At 45.2% G+C, this 5,511-nt stretch carries 5 protein-coding genes and 1 tRNA gene; 2 read left to right on the forward strand and 4 right to left on the reverse strand.

Annotation, left to right across the window (positions count from 1 at the left end; genetic code table 11):
* From A142_RS08680 to A142_RS08690, 3 genes are all read right to left on the reverse strand, one after another.
* Positions 1-633: efflux RND transporter permease subunit (locus A142_RS08680; RefSeq protein ID WP_032545349.1), on the reverse strand; the 633-nt coding region annotated here is incomplete at its 3' end.
* Between the two features lie 11 nt (positions 634-644).
* Positions 645-1,751, reverse strand: a complete 1,107-nt coding sequence (locus A142_RS08685) for an efflux RND transporter periplasmic adaptor subunit (protein ID WP_019820916.1) — start codon at positions 1,749-1,751, stop codon at positions 645-647.
* An 18-nt stretch (positions 1,752-1,769) separates the two neighbouring features.
* A complete protein-coding gene (locus A142_RS08690) occupies positions 1,770-2,351 on the reverse strand; it encodes a TetR/AcrR family transcriptional regulator (protein WP_017629442.1) in 582 nt (193 codons plus the stop codon).
* 180 nt (positions 2,352-2,531) lie between these two features.
* Here A142_RS08690 and rep point away from each other — a divergent pair, with 180 nt between their 5' ends.
* A complete protein-coding gene (gene rep / locus A142_RS08695) occupies positions 2,532-4,550 on the forward strand; it encodes a DNA helicase Rep (protein ID WP_017061960.1) in 2,019 nt (672 codons plus the stop codon).
* A gap of 96 nt (positions 4,551-4,646) precedes the next feature.
* Here the strand turns inward: rep and A142_RS08700 are convergent, their stop codons facing one another.
* On the reverse strand, positions 4,647-5,060 hold the full coding sequence (locus tag A142_RS08700) for a c-type cytochrome (protein ID WP_009848079.1): 414 nt from the start codon (positions 5,058-5,060) through the stop codon (positions 4,647-4,649).
* 298 nt (positions 5,061-5,358) lie between these two features.
* On the opposite strand from A142_RS08700, the gene A142_RS08705 reads away from it, so the two are divergent.
* Positions 5,359-5,435: transfer RNA gene (locus tag A142_RS08705), tRNA-Arg, on the forward strand.
* The last annotated feature ends 76 nt before the right edge of the window (positions 5,436-5,511 follow it).

Raw genomic sequence — 5,511 nt, forward strand, 5'->3', positions numbered from 1 at the left:
GTTGTTCGCATCCAATACCGCCATAACGTCAGTTGCAGTTAGGTTTACCGCCGCCATTTTTGATGGATCTAGCCACACGCGCAGTGCGTATTTCATACCACCATAAAGGTCGACTTTAGATACACCATTTACCGTAAATAGCTGCGGGTTGATTACACGCTCTAGATAATCGGTAATTTGGCTCGACACCAACTCATCACTGGTAAAACCAATGTAGAGTACCGCCGTCGTTGAACCGGTAGACATGGTTACGGTTGGATCTTCGGCTTCTTTAGGAAGCTGAGAACGCACCGAGTTAGTCTTGGCCAGTATGTCAGACAGCGCCGCATTCGGGTCGGTGTTCAACTTCATGTTAACGGTAATAGTAGAGCTACCGAGCACAGAAGAAGAAGTCATATAGTCGATGTTATCAGCTTGAGCCACAGCCTGTTCGAGGGGCTGGGTGATAAAGCCTTGGATAAGATCGGCACTTGCACCGTAGTAACTCGTGGTTACGGTTACTACGGTATTCGTCATTTCAGGGTATTCACGCACCTGCATTTTGAAGATTGCTTGTAAGCCAAGCAGCGCAATCAAAAAGCTGATGGATACCGCTAGAACTGGACGTTTAATAAAAACATCAGTAAAGCGCATTGTGCCTCCAGTTACAGCTTAGGTGTTTCAGATGGTGGAGTGATTGCATCACTTTCAACAACCTTAACTTTGGCACCGTTACTTAGACGTACTTGGCCAGAAGTTACAACCGTATCGCCGGCTTTAACGCCTTCAAGGATGTGTGCAATATCAGCTGTACGCTCACCTACTTTTACAACATGTTGAGCAACACGTTGAACGCCGTCTTCTTCAGTCAGGATGTAAACATTGTCACCATATAGAGTGAAAGTAATCGCTGTTTGAGGCAGAGTTACTTGGTTCTCTAGTTTAGGCAGAATGATGTTAGCGCGAGCGAACATGCCACTACGAAGCTTGCCATCATTGTTTGGAATATCCGCTTGAACTTGGATAAGACCACTTTGGATGCTTACTGCAGGTTCAATAGCACTGATAGAGCCTTCAAACGGTTTTTCTGGGTAAGCATCAACAAAGATGTCGATAGCCTGGCCAACATTAATGCGAGAGATATCTGTTTGAGAAACTGTGAAGCGCAGGCGCATGACACTGGTGTCTTCTAAACGAACGATATCGGTACCCGATTGTAGGTATTGACCTAGGTATACGTTACGAATACCAACCTTGCCATCAAAAGGTGCGCGAATTTCACGGCGTTCGATCGAGGCTTTCAGGCTTTCAATATCAGCAGATAGAGAGAAGTAGTTTGCTTCTGCTTCATCGTACGCTTCTTTAGAGATAGAACCTTTCTTGAATAGACCTTGGTAACGCTTGTATTTTGCTTTCGCAGCAGGCAAACGAGCTTCAGAACTCTTTAGGTTTGCTTTCTCTACGTCAGAATCAAGACGTACCAGTTGCTGACCATTCTTAACATCAGTACCTGACTCGAAAGAGATCTGGTCAATAACACCGCTGGTTTCGTTCGCTAGTGTCACGCCTTGGTTAGGTTCGATGAAGCCGATAGCTTCAATCACTGGAACCCAGTCGATCGGCTGAACTTCAGTTACCGTTACTGGAAACTCTGGTTCAGGGCGGTTGGCCATATACTCAGCAATTTTTTGTTGTTTGAACATGTTAAACCCAATAACGCTGCCGAAAAGTAGTACAGCGATGAGTAACATGAAGAAAGTCCACTTTTTCATTATGGTCAAAACTCCGATCTAGTGTTTAATTATTGCATCCCAACTGGCTTCGATTGCAGATTCTAGTTCTGCCTCATCAAGTTGGTAAAATCCTAAAGAATGCTTGCGTGCTAGAGAAACACTAGCCGCCAAGCTCAATCCACCTAATACTTCATTGTTAAGTGGTTTAAACAATCCTTGTTCTTTCCCCTCATTAAATAGCAGCTCAACTTGGGCAAACATTTTACGTTCTAGTTCCCTGAAGTTTAGGCTATTTGTGATGGGTAGAGAGTCATACTGAACCCGATTTTTTATTGCGGCTAAATTCGTTCCTGCTAAGTTCCATATGTTCAACCACATAGTACGGTAGCGTTGTTTAATTGGATCCGAATCATTAACCCCTTCTTGAACAGCATCAGCTACTCTTTGAGTCACGAGCATTCGAACATCTTCTATCAAATGCTCTTTATCATCGAAGTAGCGATAGATAGTGCCTGCAGCCACTCCCGCTTCTTTGGCTAATTTTTGCATTGAAAGGCCTTGGAAACCGACCTCTGCAATTAGCTTTTCAGCTGCAGAAAGTATTTGCTGGCGTTTATCCCGAGGTGCATGAGTTGTCATATTTCAACCACCAATGAATGAACGTTCATTCATTATAGCCTAATAACCATACACATGTGCAACAAAGTTTTACATATTCAGCGTAAAAATCTTGTATAAGAGAACGTAGCATTCGTGCTGTTGCAGCATTATTATAGGCGCGCAATTGAATTCGCCCCTCTAGACCAAACTGAGAATCAAATGAAACTGAACCCAAGACAAGATGAAGCCGTGAAATATGTTTCGGGCCCCTGCTTAGTATTAGCGGGCGCTGGATCCGGTAAAACACGTGTTATCACCAATAAAATTGCTTATCTGGTTCAGGAATGTGGCTATAAGGCGCGTAATATTGCGGCGGTGACCTTTACTAATAAAGCGGCACGCGAGATGAAAGAGCGTGTTGGGCAAACTCTGGGTAAGGGCGAATCGAAAGGGCTGATTGTTTCGACCTTTCATACCATGGGTTTAACCATCATTCGTCGTGAATACAAAGCGCTGGGTTTGAAAGCGGGTTTCTCTCTGTTTGATGACCAAGACCAACTAGCTTTGTTAAAAGAGCTAACAGAGAGGCAGATCGATGGTGATAAGGATTTGCTGCGCGCTTTAATGAGCACCATTTCGAATTGGAAGAATGACATGCTGACGCCAGATCAGGCGAAAGCTCGAGCTCAAGGCGAACAAGAGCAGTTGTTTGCATTCTGTTTTGAGATGTACCAGAAACAGATGAAGGCATACAACGCGCTTGATTTTGATGATCTGATCGCGATGCCGGTATTGTTACTGAAAACCAATCAAGAGGTGCGTGAGCGCTGGCAGTCGCGTATCCGCTATCTATTAGTGGATGAATACCAAGATACCAACACCAGCCAATATGAGTTGGTTCGTTTACTAGTAGGAGAGCGTGGTCGTTTGACGGTAGTAGGCGACGATGACCAATCTATCTATTCATGGCGTGGTGCAAAACCGCAAAACTTGGTGTTGCTGGGTGAGGACTATCCGAATCTTCGTTTGATCAAACTCGAGCAAAACTATCGTTCAACCAGTCGAATCTTACGTGCGGCGAACATCTTGATCGCCAACAACCCACACGTTTATGAAAAGTCACTGTTCTCAGAGATCCCAGACGGTGAAAAGCTCAAGGTATTGAATGCTAAGAATGAAGAGCATGAAGCAGAGCGTATTACCGGCGAGATCATTGCCCACAAGTTTTTGAACCGTACTGAATACAAAGATTACGCAGTGCTTTACCGTGGTAACCACCAATCGCGCTTGATTGAAAAAGCCTTGATGCAGAACCGTGTGCCTTACAAGATCTCTGGCGGTACCTCTTTCTTTGCGAGAGCCGAGATTAAAGACATCATGGCTTACCTGCGTGTGTTGGTGAACCCAGATGATGACAACGCCTTTCTACGTATTGTAAACACACCGCGTCGTGAGATTGGTCCGGTGACGCTTGAGAAATTAGGTAGTTACGCCAATATGCGTGGTAAGAGTCTGTTTGAAGCCAGTTTTGAGATGGGCTTAGAGCAGACACTGACGGGGCGTGGTTTAGAAAATTTGCGCCGCTTCGGTGACTGGATTGTTCGTATCTCAGACAATGCCGAGCGTGGTAACACGGTTGAAGCCGTTCGTTCTTTGGTTCGTGACATCAACTACGAAGATTGGTTGTACGAAACCTCAGCGAGCCCGAAAGCCGCTGAAATGCGAATGAAGAACGTCTCTGATCTGTATAGCTGGATTGTGGCCGATCTTGAGGGTGACAACTACGATAAAGAAGAGAAAACCCTGCGCGAGGTGGTTCAACGTTTAACGCTGCGCGATATGATGGAGCGTGGTGAGGATGATGACGATGCAGATCAAGTCCAATTAATGACATTGCATGCATCGAAAGGTCTAGAGTTCCCATATGTATTCCTGATGGGTGCAGAAGAGGGCATCTTGCCGCACCAAACCAGTGTCGATGAAGGCAACGTAGAAGAAGAACGTCGTCTTATGTATGTGGGGATTACTCGAGCGCAGAAAGAACTGACCTTTACTAAGTGTCGTGAACGTCGTCAATATGGTGAATTAATCAAGCCAACACAAAGCCGCTTCCTTGATGAGCTGCCACATGATGATGTGGAGTGGGAAAGCGTTAAGAAGCCTCAATCCGCTGAAGAAAGAATGGAAAAAGGGCAGGCGCACATTGCGAATATTCGAGCGATGTTCAATAAGAAGTAATGCTCTGCTTCAATAGCACTATATAGAAGCCAATAAAAAAGGTGACCATGAGGTCACCTTTTCTGAATCTGGCATTTTTAATTAAAGATCGGTAAATTACAGACCGGCAATCATGTGCTCGATAGCATCTTTGATTTCGTCGTCTGAACAGTCCATACATGAACCTTTCGCTGGCATTGCGTTGAAGCCGTTGATTGCGTGGTCAGCCAGGATATCGCGACCCTGAGCAATACGAGGACCCCAATCACCAGCATCACCTGTTTTAGGTGCGCCACTTACGCCAGATGCGTGACAAGCGATACAAAAGGTACCGTAAACTGCTGCGCCATCACGAGGGCCTGTTGGTTCAGCGGCTACTGGCTCACTGCCGACTAGGTATACTTGGCCAACTGGTTTGATGCGCTCAGCAATTGCATCTTGCTCTGCTTCGCTTAGGCCTGAAGCCATTGCACCAGTTGAAAAGGTTAAAACTGCGATGACAACGCTTAAAATTCGACGAGACATATCCATTAAACTCACTTTACATTCCCAAGGTAAGTACATGCTTACCAATTTATAGTGTTGGAGGGGTGTTTTGGCTTTAAGCAGTAAAGAGCAACTGTTAAACCAATGTAAATAATGGGTGATTATATCCCGATAAGTTGTTGCAATAAACAACAACTTATAAGCTGTGGCGGGTTGTAGTACTCAAATAAGGGGTTTATCACATATTAACTGTCGAAAAAGAGACCAAACAGAAAAAAAAGTTAAAAAAGTACTAGACGGCATTGGGTGATATACGTATTATTCCACTCCGCCGACAGGGCATGCGCCTGTAGCTCAGCTGGATAGAGCGTTGGCCTCCGGAGCCAAAGGCCGAAGGTTCGAATCCTTTCAGGCGCGCCATCCGGTCTCTTACTTCGGTAAGTGAGAAATTGGCAAAAAGAAATAATGGTGGCTATAGCTCAGTTGGTAGAGCCCT

This window comes from Vibrio splendidus 12E03, assembly GCF_000272105.2.
GTDB lineage: Bacteria > Pseudomonadota > Gammaproteobacteria > Enterobacterales > Vibrionaceae > Vibrio > Vibrio splendidus_I.